The sequence below is a fragment of the Streptomyces sp. NPDC048734 genome, from assembly GCF_043198675.1.
Taxonomy (GTDB): Bacteria; Actinomycetota; Actinomycetes; order Streptomycetales; family Streptomycetaceae; genus Streptomyces.
The window spans coordinates 304,445-317,437 of record NZ_JBICUZ010000003.1; the positions used below are offsets into that span (position 1 = coordinate 304,445).

The 12,993-nt window shown below is 72.8% G+C and carries 13 protein-coding genes and 2 pseudogenes; 10 read left to right on the forward strand and 5 right to left on the reverse strand.

Annotated features, from left to right (window positions below):
- Positions 1-5: 5 nt before the first annotated feature.
- The 3 genes from ACGFQC_RS10375 (at position 6) to ACGFQC_RS10385 (ending at position 2,672) form a co-directional block, all read left to right on the forward strand.
- Positions 6-209 carry a cold-shock protein gene (locus ACGFQC_RS10375; protein WP_363087555.1) on the forward strand — a complete coding sequence of 68 codons (204 nt, stop codon included), beginning with the start codon at positions 6-8 and terminating at the stop codon, positions 207-209.
- A gap of 229 nt (positions 210-438) precedes the next feature.
- Complete coding sequence (locus ACGFQC_RS10380) at positions 439-2,010, forward strand: DEAD/DEAH box helicase (protein ID WP_363087556.1); 1,572 nt, start codon at positions 439-441, stop codon at positions 2,008-2,010.
- Positions 2,011-2,276: 266 nt separating this feature from the next.
- Positions 2,277-2,672: a MerR family transcriptional regulator gene (locus ACGFQC_RS10385; protein WP_363087557.1), complete on the forward strand. Its 396-nt coding sequence runs from the start codon at positions 2,277-2,279 to the stop codon at positions 2,670-2,672.
- A 1-nt stretch (position 2,673) separates the two neighbouring features.
- Here ACGFQC_RS10385 and ACGFQC_RS10390 read toward each other — a convergent pair.
- Positions 2,674-2,964 (reverse strand): annotated as a pseudogene (locus tag ACGFQC_RS10390) (ferritin-like domain-containing protein); the annotation flags it as partial.
- A gap of 131 nt (positions 2,965-3,095) precedes the next feature.
- Here ACGFQC_RS10390 and ACGFQC_RS10395 point away from each other — a divergent pair.
- From ACGFQC_RS10395 to ACGFQC_RS10405, 3 genes are all read left to right on the forward strand, one after another.
- A complete protein-coding gene (locus ACGFQC_RS10395; protein ID WP_363087558.1) occupies positions 3,096-3,449 on the forward strand; it encodes an antibiotic biosynthesis monooxygenase in 354 nt (117 codons plus the stop codon).
- 11 nt (positions 3,450-3,460) lie between these two features.
- Positions 3,461-3,841 (forward strand): hypothetical protein, encoded by a 381-nt coding sequence (locus ACGFQC_RS10400; RefSeq protein ID WP_363087559.1) that lies wholly within the window; start codon positions 3,461-3,463, stop codon positions 3,839-3,841.
- Between the two features lie 305 nt (positions 3,842-4,146).
- Positions 4,147-4,548, forward strand: a complete 402-nt coding sequence (locus tag ACGFQC_RS10405; RefSeq protein WP_363087560.1) for a luciferase family protein — start codon at positions 4,147-4,149, stop codon at positions 4,546-4,548.
- A 63-nt stretch (positions 4,549-4,611) separates the two neighbouring features.
- On the opposite strand, the pseudogene ACGFQC_RS10410 reads toward ACGFQC_RS10405, so the two are convergent.
- Positions 4,612-4,848: pseudogene (locus ACGFQC_RS10410) on the reverse strand (hypothetical protein); the annotation flags it as partial.
- Entirely contained in the window at positions 4,845-5,216 is a 372-nt protein-coding gene (locus ACGFQC_RS10415; RefSeq protein WP_363087561.1) for a DUF952 domain-containing protein, read from the reverse strand. The gene ACGFQC_RS10415 and the pseudogene ACGFQC_RS10410, both read right to left, overlap by 4 nt.
- Before the next feature lie 198 nt (positions 5,217-5,414).
- On the opposite strand from ACGFQC_RS10415, the gene ACGFQC_RS10420 reads away from it, so the two are divergent.
- From ACGFQC_RS10420 to ACGFQC_RS10430, 3 genes are all read left to right on the forward strand, one after another.
- Positions 5,415-6,020: an RNA polymerase sigma factor gene (locus tag ACGFQC_RS10420; protein WP_363087562.1), complete on the forward strand. Its 606-nt coding sequence runs from the start codon at positions 5,415-5,417 to the stop codon at positions 6,018-6,020.
- Complete coding sequence (locus ACGFQC_RS10425; RefSeq protein ID WP_363087563.1) at positions 6,013-7,029, forward strand: hypothetical protein; 1,017 nt, start codon at positions 6,013-6,015, stop codon at positions 7,027-7,029. Before ACGFQC_RS10420 ends, ACGFQC_RS10425 begins: the two co-directional genes overlap by 8 nt.
- Positions 7,030-7,490: 461 nt before the next feature.
- Positions 7,491-7,904 (forward strand): hypothetical protein, encoded by a 414-nt coding sequence (locus ACGFQC_RS10430; protein WP_363087564.1) that lies wholly within the window; start codon positions 7,491-7,493, stop codon positions 7,902-7,904.
- Here ACGFQC_RS10430 and ACGFQC_RS10435 read toward each other — a convergent pair.
- Positions 7,872-9,095 (reverse strand): PP2C family protein-serine/threonine phosphatase, encoded by a 1,224-nt coding sequence (locus tag ACGFQC_RS10435; RefSeq protein WP_363087565.1) that lies wholly within the window; start codon positions 9,093-9,095, stop codon positions 7,872-7,874. The two genes, ACGFQC_RS10430 and ACGFQC_RS10435, sit on opposite strands and share 33 nt — an antisense overlap.
- 308 nt (positions 9,096-9,403) lie before the next feature.
- Positions 9,404-10,198, reverse strand: coding sequence for a hemolysin III family protein (locus ACGFQC_RS10440; protein WP_363087566.1), 795 nt, complete (start codon positions 10,196-10,198; stop codon positions 9,404-9,406).
- A gap of 1,324 nt (positions 10,199-11,522) precedes the next feature.
- Here ACGFQC_RS10440 and ACGFQC_RS10445 point away from each other — a divergent pair.
- Positions 11,523-12,881 (forward strand): ice-binding family protein, encoded by a 1,359-nt coding sequence (locus ACGFQC_RS10445; protein ID WP_393288043.1) that lies wholly within the window; start codon positions 11,523-11,525, stop codon positions 12,879-12,881.
- Positions 12,882-12,993 lie beyond the last annotated feature (112 nt).

Genomic DNA, 12,993 nt, shown 5'->3' on the forward strand with positions numbered 1-12,993 from the left:
ACAAAATGGCCAGCGGCACCGTGAAGTGGTTCAACTCTGAAAAGGGCTTCGGCTTCATCGAGCAGGACGGCGGCGGTCCCGACGTCTTCGCTCACTACTCGAACATCGCGACCCAGGGCTTCCGTGAGCTCCAGGAAGGCCAGAAGGTGTCGTTCGACATCGCTCAGGGCCAGAAGGGCCCGACGGCGGAGAACATCGTTCCCGCCTGACCCTGCCTGACGCGTGACGCAGCCGGGGCCCGCACCGTGGGGTGCGGGCCCCGGCTCGCCGCTTTTCCGGGTGCCGCGCGGGATTACCTGATTTCCCGCAGGACGGTGACGTCTTTCCCGTCCACCTGTTTCGGCCCCACCCACTCCGGCTCGTTCTCGCAATTCTCCGTGCCTTTCACGTGCTCCGGGAATTCCTTGATACGCGCCGCATCAAGGAAGGTTCCCCCGCATGAACCGTGCACGTTCCGGCGCCCGCTCCTACGGCCGCTCCGCAGGCGCCCCGCAGCGCTCCTCCGGCAACCGCTCCTCCGCGCCCCGTCGTTCGCAGGGCGGCTCCGGCCGCCGGCCGATGGCGCAGCAGGGCGAGTTCGCGCTGCCGGAGACGGTGACGCCCCCGCTGCCCGCCGTCGAGTCGTTCGGCGACCTGGGCCTGCCCGGGCCGCTGGCGACCGCGCTGACCAACGAGGGCATGACCGTCCCGTTCCCCATCCAGGGCGCCACCCTGCCGAACTCCCTGGCCGGCCGTGACGTCCTCGGCCGCGGCCGCACCGGCTCCGGCAAGACCCTCGCGTTCGGCCTCGCGGTGCTGGCCCGTACGGCGGGCCTGCGGGCCGAGCCGCGTCAGCCGCTCGCCCTCGTCCTCGTGCCGACCCGCGAGCTGGCCCAGCAGGTCACCGACGCCCTCACGCCGTACGCCCGCTCCGTGCGGCTGCGGCTGGCCACCGTCGTCGGCGGCATGTCGATCGGCCGCCAGGCGAGCGCCCTGCGGGGCGGCGCCGAGGTCGTCGTCGCCACGCCGGGACGGCTGAAGGACCTCATCGACCGGGGCGACTGCCGTCTCGACGAGGTCCGCATCACTGTCCTCGACGAAGCCGACCAGATGGCCGACATGGGCTTCATGCCGCAGGTCACCGCGCTGCTCGACCAGGTGAAGCCCGACGGCCAGCGGATGCTGTTCTCGGCCACCCTGGACCGCAACGTCGACCGGCTGGTCCGCCGCTACCTCTCCGACCCGGTCGTCCACTCCGTCGACCCGTCGGCCGGCGCGGTCACCACGATGGAGCACCACGTCCTGCACGTCCACGACACGGACAAGCAGCGCACGACCACCGAGATCGCGGCCCGCGACGGCCGCGTGATCATGTTCCTGGACACCAAGCACGCGGTGGACCGGCTGACCAAGCACCTGCTGAACAACGGCGTGCGCGCCGCTGCCCTGCACGGCGGCAAGTCCCAGCCGCAGCGCACCCGGACGCTGGACCAGTTCAAGACGGGTCACGTGACCGTGCTCGTCGCGACGAACGTGGCCGCGCGCGGCATCCACGTCGACAGCCTGGACCTGGTCGTCAACGTGGATCCGCCGACCGACCCCAAGGACTACCTGCACCGCGGCGGCCGTACCGCCCGCGCGGGCGAGTCCGGCAGTGTCGTGACCCTCGTGACCCCGGACCAGCGGCGCGCCATGAGCCGGCTGACGGCCGCGGCCGGCGTCACCGCGCAGGTCACCGCGGTCCGCTCGGGCGAGGAGGAGCTGAGCCGTATCACCGGTGCCCAGGCCCCGTCCGGCATCCCCGTCGTGATCACCGCGCCGGTCGTGGAGCGCCCCCGGCGCTCCGCCTCCTCGGGCGGCTCGTCCTCCCGCGGCCGTCGCGGCCGCGGTGGCGGCGGCGGTGGCGAGCGCGGCGGTGAGCGGTCCGCGCGCGGCGGCGAGCGCGGCGGCGAGCGGGGCCGGTCCTCCGGCGACGCGTCGTCCTCGCGCGGCCGGTCCCAGCGCCGGTCCGCCTTCGGTTCGGCGGCCTGACCCGAGGGAAACACCACGCCCCAGGGCGTGCGGGGGCGGCCGCTGAACCGCCTCCCACCTGCGCGGAAGGGCCTCGTCGGCAGTTGCCGGCGGGGCCCTTCCGCATGCCCGGCCGGGGGCGGTCCGGCGCGGGGGACACCGCGGCGGGGTACCCGTAACGGCGGACCGGCACGGCGGCGGGACCGGTGGACGGTGTTGAATCTCCTCAGGGGCCCGGGTGCCGGACAGCGGCGGGGCCCCTTCTACGCGGCGATCAACGAGGTGACATGACAGCAGACAACCCGCTCAGCGGTCGTCTGGACGACGACGACTACCCGGCGTACTCGATGGGCCGGGCGGCCGAGATGCTCGGCACCACCCCCGGCTTCCTCCGGGCCATCGGGGAGGCCCGCCTGATCAGTCCGCTCCGCTCGGAGGGCGGGCACCGCAGGTACTCTCGCTACCAGCTGCGCATCGCCGCCCGCGCCCGCGAGCTGGTCGACAAGGGCACCCCGATCGAAGCCGCGTGCCGCATCGTCATCCTGGAGGACCAGCTCGAGGAGGCCCGGCGGATCAACGACGAGTACCGTCGGGCCGCGAGCGAGGCGCAGGATTCCCCTTCGCACCCGCGTTCCCACTCGAATTCCCCTTCGGGCTCCGGTTCGGGACGGGGCTCCGGCTGACCGGTGCGAGCACGGCGGAGACCACCGCACCGCAGGAGGCCATGACGTCCGCCACGAAACGCCGGCGTCCGAGGCCGAGCCGGCGCGGTCCCGGACCGTGGTCGACGGCGACGGCCGGCGACGCCCCGAGCAGGAGCACCCGCCACGACGCCGGCACGGGGTGCCGGGCCGCCCGGGGCAGCTCCGCGGGACAGGCGTGCGGCCGCTCGCAGGGGAAGGGCACGTGACGCTGTTCGTCGGCGAGGATCCGGCCGGCGACGTCCGCGGTCAACGGGGCGTCGGTGCCGTCGCGGCTCAGCGGTGCCGGCCGGCCGCAACCCGCCGGACCGGCGGCGGCGATGACGACACATCAGCCGTGGGCGCCGGTCGGCCGGGAGCGGGGCCGGTGGGCGCCCTCCCCGTGGACGGCGGACAATGGGGGCCATGAGCATCGTCAAGATCAATGTGCTGACCGTTCCCGAGGAGCAGCGCGAGACGCTGGAGAAGCGGTTCGCCGCGCGGGCGGGCGCGGTCGAGAACTCGGACGGGTTCGAGTGGTTCGAGCTGCTGCGCCCGGTGGAGGGCACCGACACCTACCTCGTCTACACGCGCTGGCGCAGCGAGGAGGACTTCCAGAACTGGATGTCCGGGCGGGCCCAGGCGGCGCACGGCGGCTCCGGCGAGGGCGGTGCCGAGGGCGCCGGACAGCGGAAGCCGGCCGCCTCGGGTGCCACGCTGTGGTCCTTCGAGGTGGTCCAGCAGGCATCCCCCGGGCAGAGCGGACCCGCCACCGAGTAGGCTCCACACTCATGGCGCACGCTGATGACCTGCTCGTCGACATCGCCGCAAGGGTGGAGTCGGAGCACAACAGTCGGATGTCCCTCACCGTGGTGATCCCCGGGGCCGTGATCACGGGCCGGCTCGCACCGGAGACCCTGTGGAAGCAGCGGGTGGCGGAGGTACTCGAGGCCTCCGATCAACTCGGGGCCTTCTCCTCGGTCTTCACCCGCGCGGACGGCACCGGCACACCTCCCGAACCGCGGACCGGACGACCCACCCACCTGCACTTCCACGTGGCACGCATCCTCCAGGGCAACGTCGGCATCCCCGACACGGGCGGCATGTACCGCGTCGCCCTGGAGGACGTGAGCGCGTGGACGATCGGGGACCTCAGGTACGCGGATCAGTGACGGAGCACTGAGGGGCGGCAGGGCCGGCGGGCCCGGCCCGGCAGGTCCTGCCGCCCCGGTCCTCCCGCACCGCGGCCACCGCCGCCCGGCGCCGGACGCCTGTGGCAGGCAGGTGCGCGGCCTTCCGGTCGGTATCGACCGCACGTTCGCCATCGGTGCGCTTGTTCGTGCCCGTGCGCGGGAGAGCACCGGGAAGGCGACCGGAACGTCACGGGTCACGTACGGCGCGCGACGGCGACCTCACGCACCGGTCACATTTCGTTCAACCCCTGGTAGCCGGGCGGTCGGCGAGCGACCATGGCCCCATGACTCTGGCCGAGCGCGCCATGGCGCGACTGGAAGTCTGGCCCGACCTCAGTACGGGACAGGCCAGTTGTGGCGCAGGACGGGCGTTGCGCTCCGTCCACAGCGAGATACTCCACTTCCACTCCGACCGGGACGTGGACCTGCATCTGACCGTCCCGGCCATCCGGCGGATCCACTCCGACCTCATGGGATCGACGGCGGTGCGGGTGGTGCCCGGTTCCCGCTGGGTCACCGTCCACCTCGACTGCGACACCGACGTGGACCTGCTGATGGGTCTGGTCAGCGTCGCCCTCAAGGCCCACCTCTCGCAGGGCCCGGTCGCCGCCCCGGCACCGTCGCCCTTCACCTGCAACCTGCACCGGGTCACGCTGGTGCCGCGCGACGATCCGGACGACCGCTGAGGCGGGGCCGGGCCGGTGTCCGGCCGGCACCACCGAGGATCGGGTGGCGCGCTCCGGGGCGGGTCCGCTCTGGCGGCGTACGGCGTCGGCGACGGCGTCACGGACCTCGGCCCGGGACGCCGTACGAGCGGGCCCTTCGGCGGTGCGGGAGAACAGCGGTTCGTCCCGGACCCGGTCGGCCGCCGCAGCGAGGTGGATGCCCTGCCGGGTGATCTCCGCCTCGCTCACCCCCCGCCGCGCGGCCGCCTCCCTGATGATCGCCAGGTCCTCGGGGTCGGCGTGGACGTCGATGCGCTTCAGCGACGTGTACCCGGCGTGGCCAGTTCCGTCGCCGTGCCGTTCTCGTCCCACCGGACTTCCAGCACAGCGGTGACCGCGTCACGGTCGAGGGGGCCGAAGACGTGGGGGAACCGGGTGGAGTCGGGGACACCCGGTGGTGGGGCCGGGGCCGCCGCCTCCCACGCGCAGCGGGCGGTCAGGCGGTCCTCGTCGACGAGGAGCGCCAGGAGCGGCCGGGGGGCCGTGCGGTAGAAGGCGTCGGCGACGGCCAGCGTCGTCGCCTCGTCCGGCGAACAGTGCACGAAGCCCTCCTCGCCGAGGGAGGCGGGCGCGTACGGGTGGTCGGGCCGGGCGTCCCACTCCGTCTTCGGAACCAGGTGGTAGATCATCGTCCGGTTATATCCCGGCGCCCCGTTCGGAGGGGACCGGTCGTGCGGCCGTCATGAGCGGCGGCGCCGCGTGACGCCGCAGGGCGGAAAGGGGCGTGCGGGCGGCTGCCGGCATCCCGCCGACCCACGGTCGTGAACCCGATCGGCGGTTCCGGGGAACAGCGGGTGTACGTCACCGACGGCAGACACGGAGACCGCGTGAACGCCCCACCCGACAGAACCGACGACGACGCCTCGTTCATCGGCGGCTCGTTGACCCGACCCGAACTCTTCGGCGAGTTGTACCGACGCCACGCGGCCGACATCCACCGGTACGCCGCCCGCCGCCTCGGCGAGGACGTGGCCGAGGACATCACCGCGGAGACCTTCCTCACCGCGTTCCGCGCCCGCGCCCGCTACGACCTGCGACGCGCCCACGCCCGCCCCTGGCTGTACGGCATCGCCGCCAACCTCATCGGCAAGCACCGCCGGACCGAGGTACGGGCCCTCAAGGCGCTGGCCCGCACCGGTCACGACCCCGTCGCCGACTCCTGGGCCGACCGCAGCGACAGCCGCGTCACCGCGCAGGCCGCCCACGTGCCGCTCGCGGGCGCGCTCGCCGGGCTCTCCTCCGGGGACCGGCACGTCCTGCTGCTCGTCGCCTGGGCCGACCTCACCTACCAGGAGGTCGCGGAGGCCCTCTCCCTCCCGGTGGGCACGGTCCGCTCCCGCCTCAACCGGGCCCGCAAGAAGGTCCGCCGCGCCCTCGGCGACACGGACCCCACGTTCGCACACGACCTTCCGGAGGTGATCGGCCATGGCTGAACCGGTGATCGACGAGATGTCCGCACTCCGCGCCCTGCGCGCCGACGCGCCCCTGCCCGACCACGCCCGACTCACCCCGGCGCGTCAGCGACTCCTGGACGAGATCGCCGGTACGGAACAGCGGCGGGCCCGCTGGAAGCTGAAGGCACTCGGCGCGGTGGCGGCGGTCGTGGCCGCCGCGCTGCTCTCCACGCTGGTGCTGCGGGGCGAGCCGGCCACCCCGGCGGAACCGGCCGCACCTCCCCGGGCGGACCAGTGGGTGTACCTGGAGAGCCGGTACGACCTGTGGCAGTGCAGAACCAGCATCTCCAACATGGGGTACACCGAAGCCGGTCAGATCATCCTGCGAGGGCCGGAACCGTGCAGCACGGAGCCCGCGAAGCCGAGGCTGCAGAGCAGCTGGACCCGCTACGACGGCGCGGAGCAGGCCTACGGGAAACCGGATGCGAGCCGCGCGGAAGCAGAAGAGGTGCGGCCGTGGAACGGTCGCAACACCAATTACCTCACCCCCCAGGAGACGGACGCCCTGGTGGCCGACCTCCCCGACGACCCCGATGCCGCACTGCGGCTCATCCGGGCCCGGTCCATCCCCGACCGCGCGACCTACAAAGTACGGCTCACGCAGGCCCAGCGGGACTTCGAGGAGGTCGTCGACGTCCTCGCCAACGCAACGGCCGTGCCTTCCGACAAGGCCCGCACCATGCACCGCGTCATCACCGGTCTCGCCGGGGTGACCCGGCCCGTCACGACGACCGACGGCACGGGCCGGAAGGTGCTGGCCATCGGCGTCGAGGGCGAGTTCCGTGACTACGCCTGGGAGCGCAACTACGTGCAGGTGCTGCTGGACCCGGAGACCTTCGCCTACCGGGGTGTCCGCTGGGTCGCCGCGCTGGACTACTACGTGGACGGCAAGCCCTCCACCGGCCCGTTCGTCGCCAAGGGCACGGTGATCGGAAAGGCCACCCGCCTCTCGACGGTCGTCGTCGACAAGGCGGGCGAGCGGCACTGACCAGTCCCCGGCGGACACGCGCGGTGACCGTGTGCCGGTCGTCGAACCGGCTCGCGGAGACGGGGAGTCGGGGCGAGGACCGCTGCTCGTCGAGGCGCTCGCCCGCCGGTGGTGGGGCCGGCGCCGCACAAGATCGTCCGGGCCGGAGTCCGACCGTCTCCGGGGCCCGAGAACGCGGGCTCCGGCGCCGAGGGCGATCTTCCCAAAGGACCATCGGAGAGAAAGGAACCCGACCAAGCCCCACCCTTTCCCTCCCGCCGGGCACGGCTCACTCGCGTGGGTGAACATGCCAACTCGGCTGGGTTTGGGGGGTCTTCGGTGCCCTAGGCTCGGCGCAGCAGGTGACCGCCTGCGCCCGGACATGCGTCGGCCCTCGCCGGGACTGCCATCCCAGTGCGAGGGCCTGACCATCGAGTAACCACGGTTCCTCCCCAAACCAGATCGAGGAATCACGCTTCCCGATGGATGCTGAAAACACCAGCGGTCCCGCCCCCTCCGAGTCCCGGCTTGCCGCCGACCGCCACCCGAAGCGGGGGCGACGTACCTCCTGCGGTGGAGGTCTGGAACACGAGCACCACCGCCACACGAGCCGCTTCACGGTGGTCGGCAACGACCTCGCGCAGCATCCGGAGTTGTCGGGGACGGCGATCGGGTTCGGCGCGTACATCCAGTCGCTGCCGCCCGGCGCCCGGTTCGACATCAAGACGCTGGCCGCGCGTCTCCCGGAGGGCAGGGCCCGGATCGCCGCCGCGCTGCGGGAGTCGGAGACGCACGGTTTCCTGCGCCGCACACGGGAGCGGACACCCGACGGCCGGACCCTCCTCGGGACCGCACCGCCACCGTCAGCGCCCCGGAGCGGTCGGTCCCGTCCTTGACGGGGCGGAGGCGTCGGTGAGGTCGGCGCCGGTGGCGGCGTCGCGCTGGGAGTGGCCGACGCCGCGCCAGTCCAGGCACATGACGGTCGCGTCGTCCTGCAGGTGGCCCTCGTTCGCGTCGACGATCGCCGCGATCAGGGTGCGGGCGGCCTCGCGGGGATGCAGCTCACGGGTGCGCACGATCAGGTCGGACAGGTCGAGGCTGCCCGCGTTGTGCTCCAGCATGCCGTCGGTCAGCATCACCAGCCTGTCGCCCGGCCGCAGGTCCAGGGACTGGACCCGGTAGGTGTGAGGGGTGTGGAAACCGAACGGCATGTCGATCTCGGGAGTGATCTCCCGCACCCGTCCGTCCCGCATGCGCAGGGGCCAGGGGTGCCCGGCGTTGATGAACTCGGTCCTGCCGTCGAGCAGGCTGATGCGCAGGAGCTGGCCGGTGACGTAGGTCTGGCGGCCGTGCTCGCGCATGGCCTCGTCGGCCTGGCGGGCCTGTTCGGCGAGGTCGGCACCGGCCCGCCGCGCCCGGCGCAGGGCGCCCACCGCAAGGGTGGCCAGCAACGCGGCGTTGACGTCGTGCCCCATGGCGTCGGTGACCGAGAGCTGGACCGTGTCCCGGTCGATCGCGTAGTCGAAGGTGTCGCCCCCGACGTGGTCGGCCGGCTCCAGCGCCCCGGCCACCGCGAACTGCGCCGCCTCACAGGCCAGCGACGCCGGGAGCAGCCGGTGCTGGATCTCCGCGGCCAGACTCAGGGGGGTGGTGCGGCGGCCCCACTGGTACACGTCGGTGAAGGACCGGTTCGCGATGACGATGTAGGCCAGGGCGTGCGCGGCCTCGCCGATCTCCCGCATCGCCTCCGCGTCCGGCACCGCGGGCAGGAACAGTTCGAGGAGCCCGAGGGCGTCCCCGCGGTTGGTGACCGGGGCGACGATCCGCACCAGCCCGCCCTCGCCCTGGTCCGCCACGCCCGGCCGCTGGGTGCGGATCACGTCGTCGTAGAGGGTGTCCCGCAGCTTGATGCGCCGGGCGGGTTCATCGGTCTCGACGCTGCCCGCCGCCCCCAGCCGTACGACCGAGCTGCCGCTGAAGTCGGTGATCAGGAACGACACGGACGCGGCCCCGAGGTACTCCTTGAGCATGCCCGCGACCACGTCGAGGGACTCCACGGGCGCCGCGGCCTCCGCCGCCTCCAGCATCCCCGCCAGGGTCGTCGCCGTGCCTCCTCGGCTCCCGCCCCCGGGAGGACGGGAGGCCTGTCCGTCGTCCGGTCCTCTTGCGGTCACAGCGACTCCTCACCGCTCGATGACGCCCGGGACCGCGTCCCGGATGCGCGACAAGCCCCGTCCCGCGCCGGACAGGTCGCATTGCATTGCACCACGGGAACCCGGCCCGCCCCGCCCGGCAGCGCTCCCGGACCGTGCGCGGCCGCGGTCCGGCCCTCGCGGCCGCGGTCCGGCCCTCGCGGCCCGGCCCCCGCGGCCCGCGCCCGTGTCCCGCACGGGTGTCACGTGGCCGACAGGAGGATGGCCGTGTAGTGCGCGGCGAAGGCGGCGATGGTCAGGGCGTGGAAGACCTCGTGGAAGCCGAACCAGGCCGGGGACGGGTCGGGGCGCTTGAGTCCGTAGACGACGGCGCCCGCCGTGTACAGCAGACCGCCCGCGACGACGAGGACGACGACCGCGGTGCCGCCGGTGCGCGCGAAGTCGGGCAGGTTGAAGACGGCCACCCAGCCCAGCGCGATGTAGCACGGCGTGTACAGCCACCGGGGAGCCCCGATCCACAGGATGCGGAAGGCGATGCCGGCCAGGGCACCCGCCCACACCACCGCCAGCAGCACCCGCTGCCGGTCCGCGTCGAGCAGCAGGACCGCCAGCGGCGTGTAGGTGCCGGCGATGATCAGGAAGATGTTCGCGTGGTCGAGGCGCCGCAGGACCGCCTCTCCGCGCGGGCCCCACGTGCCGCGGTGGTAGACGGCGCTGGTGCCGAAGAGCAGGCAGGCCGACAGCGCGTACACGGCGCAGGCCGCCACGGCCGCGGCCGAGCGGGAGACGGCGACCAGGACGATGCCGCCGGCCAGCGCGAGGGGGAACACGCCGGCGTGCAGCCAGCCGCGCATCCTCGGCTTCAGCGCGGCCGCCGCGCGCTCGACGCCGTCCTCCAGGGCGGCGGCCGCGGTCGGCCGGGCGTCCGTGCCGGCGGGCGCGTCGGCGGCAGGGGGGCGGAGGGGGTCGGGCGGGGTGCCGGGGCGGGGCCGGGACTCCCGTCCGTGGGCCGGCGGCTGAGCGTCTTCGGCGATCATGCGTCCATATTCTGGGGTCGGCTGAAGCGGGCGGCCCGGCGCGACGCCGCGGGGTGCGGATCGGACGCCGGCGGCACCTCTCCCTGGAACACGTGGAGGGCCCTGGCGCCGTGCGGCGCCAGGGCCCGAAGGAACTGCTACACCATCTGCCGGCCTTGTTACTGCGCCGGCCCTCTGTTTCCGCAGACCCGACGGGGACACTGTCGGGTGTGCCGGGATCGCGGTTGCTCGACCGGAGACCACCTCACTATCGATGTCCTGCGGTACCCGGGTTCAAGGCACTCGCCCGGGCGATCCTGATGGCGTCGGCTCCTCCGTTCTTCCCTCGGTGATCAACTGCTTGCCAAACGGGGGACTGCGTACTGCTCTACTGCGTACCGCTGGTACTGCGTACTGCTCGGCGGCCTGTCACAGCGCCGCCCTCCGGCAGCCAGCCCCGTCGCCCGTCCTGCGTCTGCTCTGGCTTGGAACCCCACTGCCGGACCTCCCGGTGCGCGCGCCCGCAGCCGACGCCTTCACCGAGGTACCGCTCACTCACTTCACTGCTGGGTACCGCGAACCTCACTTGCGGGTACTGCCACTGCATCTACTGCGGTACTGCTCGCGGCGGCCCCTGATCACTGCGGGCCACCCGGTCCGGTCGTCAGTCCCGTCACCGTCCTGCGACAAGCCTGGCTTCGAAACTCCACCACCGAACCGTCCTGCGCACTGCAACTGCGGTACTACTGCCCGGCAGTTCGTGTCTGCCGGGCCCTTGGTTCCTTCTGGCTACGAGAGAAACCATAGCCGCACCACCGCCCAATGTCTACTCCGGCCACAACAGATTTTTGCGCGCCGGACAGTGAGGTAATCGCCCCGGAGGGCAAGGGGAGGCGGGACGAGGCGACCTCCGCCGGGTTCGCGACCGAGGGCGGGGGCACGTGCGGCCCCCTGGCCGTCCCGCAGCTCGCCACTCGCGCCCCGCGCCCCGGCGTCCGCGCCCCGCGCCTCGGCGATCGCGGCGGCCGCGCCGGCCGGGGCGACCGCCGCGATCCCGGCGGCCACCCGAAGGCTCGACCCGCGAGTACCGTCCGCGCAGCGCGGGCGGCCGGTTCCGGTGCGGCGGATTCACCCGTCCGAGAGCACGGAAATAATCGGAAATATGAATCAAGTTATTTCCGTAACGCTGTGCGCCACTCGAATGAGCGGAAATTTCCCCCGGTCCGGTTCGACTTGGCGCCAGAATATTTCTGCTTAATATGCGGCGGCAGTAACGAACAAGGTTTTCCGGGCGTCCGGGAGGGCCCGGCACCCCACGGCCCCCACACAAGGAAATGGCCTTTCGATGAAGCTGAAGATTCCTCAAGCGGCTCGCCGCCGCACTATGTCCGGCCTGCTGGCCTCGGCCCTCGCCGCAACGGTTTCCGCCGCGATGGTCTTCATGACGCCGACGGCCGCGTCGGCCATCGCGTTGCCCGTACCGCTGGGAACGGCCGCCAGTTACTCGGTTCTGGCGGGTGCGGGAGTGACCAACACCGGCAACTCGGTGCTCGCCCACGACCTCGGGACGCACCCGACCCCGTCCATCACCGGGTTCCCGCCCGGTCAGGTGGGTGGCGCCATCCACGCCGCGGACGCCGCGGCCCTCCAGGCCAAGGCCGACCTGCTCGTGGCGTACAACAACGCCGCCGGCCAGGCGCCGGACTTCGCCCTTCCGGCGGGAATCGGCGGGGGCCCGGCGCTGCTTCCCGGCGTCTACCGCGCCACGTCCGGCGTCGGTATCACCGGCGACCTGGTCCTGGACGGTCAGGGAAGCTCCGACGCGGTCTGGGTCTTCCAGATCCCCGAATCGCTGACGACGGCGACCTCCAGCCGGATCCTCCTCACCAACGGCGCCTCGGCCTGCAACGTGTTCTGGCAGATCGGCGAAGACGCGTCGCTCGGCGTCACCACCAGCTTCGTGGGCACCCTCATGGCCGAGAACTCGATCACCGCGAACCAGGGAACGAACGTCGAGGGCCGACTGCTGGCCCAGGTAGGTTCTGTGACCCTCAACAACAACAGGATCTTCCTCGGCGGCTGCGCGGCCTCCACCACCGGTGGGACGACGGCCGGAACCACGACCGGCACCACCACCGGCACGACGGCCGGAACCACGACCGGCACCACGGCCGGAACCACCACCGGCACGACCACGAGCGGCGGCCTCCTCGGCGGCGGCCTCCTGGGCGGACCGCTCGTCACCACCGGCGGCACTTCGGGCAACACGTCCGGGAACACCGCGGGCAACAGCGCCGGCAACACCGCGGGCAACACGACCGGCGGGAACACCGAGGGCAACACGATCGGCGGCAACACCACCGGCGGTCACGGTGGCGGTCACGGTGGCGGTCACGGTGGCGGTCACGGTGGCGGCCCCGGCGGCGGTCACGGCGGCGGCCCCGGCGGCGGTCACGGCGGCGGCCCCGACCATGCGCCGGGCGGGCCGGATCACGAGGGCGAGGGGCAGCCGGGCCACGGCGGCAAGGACGACCACGGCAAGCCGGACCACGGCGGCAAGGGCGACCACGGCAGGCCCGACCACGGCGGCAAGCCCCACCCCGGCGGATACGACCACGACAAGCAGTCCGACGGGAACTTCGGCTACGACGACGTTCCCGAGGGCCACGAGGGCGACGACCACTCCAAGCGTCACGAGGGCTAGGCGGCGCGCTTCGATCAGCGCGCTCACCGGATGACGGCGCGCGGCGGAATTCCCATCGAGTCCGCCGCGCGCCGTCGGTGGCAGCCGGTGCAGAACGCGGGTGCGGGCAGCC

Coding starts and splice junctions, on each gene's coding strand:
- ACGFQC_RS10375 (WP_363087555.1), top strand. CDS start 6: ATGGCCAGCGGCACCGTGAAGTGGTTCAACTCTGAAAAGGGCTTCGGC.
- ACGFQC_RS10380 (WP_363087556.1), top strand. CDS start 439: ATGAACCGTGCACGTTCCGGCGCCCGCTCCTACGGCCGCTCCGCAGGC.
- ACGFQC_RS10385 (WP_363087557.1), top strand. CDS start 2,277: ATGACAGCAGACAACCCGCTCAGCGGTCGTCTGGACGACGACGACTAC.
- ACGFQC_RS10395 (WP_363087558.1), top strand. CDS start 3,096: ATGAGCATCGTCAAGATCAATGTGCTGACCGTTCCCGAGGAGCAGCGC.
- ACGFQC_RS10400 (WP_363087559.1), top strand. CDS start 3,461: ATGGCGCACGCTGATGACCTGCTCGTCGACATCGCCGCAAGGGTGGAG.
- ACGFQC_RS10405 (WP_363087560.1), top strand. CDS start 4,147: ATGACTCTGGCCGAGCGCGCCATGGCGCGACTGGAAGTCTGGCCCGAC.
- ACGFQC_RS10415 (WP_363087561.1), bottom strand. CDS start 5,216: ATGATCTACCACCTGGTTCCGAAGACGGAGTGGGACGCCCGGCCCGAC.
- ACGFQC_RS10425 (WP_363087563.1), top strand. CDS start 6,013: ATGGCTGAACCGGTGATCGACGAGATGTCCGCACTCCGCGCCCTGCGC.
- ACGFQC_RS10430 (WP_363087564.1), top strand. CDS start 7,491: ATGGATGCTGAAAACACCAGCGGTCCCGCCCCCTCCGAGTCCCGGCTT.
- ACGFQC_RS10435 (WP_363087565.1), bottom strand. CDS start 9,095: ATGCTGGAGGCGGCGGAGGCCGCGGCGCCCGTGGAGTCCCTCGACGTG.
- ACGFQC_RS10440 (WP_363087566.1), bottom strand. CDS start 10,198: ATGATCGCCGAAGACGCTCAGCCGCCGGCCCACGGACGGGAGTCCCGG.
- ACGFQC_RS10445 (WP_393288043.1), top strand. CDS start 11,523: ATGAAGCTGAAGATTCCTCAAGCGGCTCGCCGCCGCACTATGTCCGGC.